Source organism: Achromobacter sp. SIMBA_011 (assembly GCF_046535435.1).
GTDB classification, from domain to species: domain Bacteria; phylum Pseudomonadota; class Gammaproteobacteria; order Burkholderiales; family Burkholderiaceae_B; genus Achromobacter; species Achromobacter dolens.
Genome location: NZ_JAWRWN010001330.1, coordinates 1 through 231 on the forward strand (window position 1 = coordinate 1; position 231 = coordinate 231).

At 68.4% G+C, this 231-nt stretch carries 1 protein-coding gene; it reads left to right on the top strand.

All coding sequences use genetic code 11. The features are described 5' to 3' along the window. On the top strand, window positions 1-231 hold a 231-nt coding region (locus SB816_RS35400), incomplete at both ends, for a hypothetical protein (RefSeq protein ID WP_410548671.1).

Genomic DNA, 231 nt, shown 5'->3' on the forward strand with positions numbered 1-231 from the left:
GTGCGCAGCCTGAAGGTCGAAAGCGAAACCGAATACATCGGCCTCGATCCGGCGACGCGCCGCAACCTCGAGCTGACCGAAACGCTGCGCGGCACCGAATCGCCGACGCTGTATTCGCTGCTCGACACCTGCTGCACGACGATGGGCAGCCGCCTGCTGCGTCACTGGCTGCACCACCCGCCGCGCGCATCGGTCGCCGCGCAGTCACGCCAGCAAGCGATCGGCGCGCTG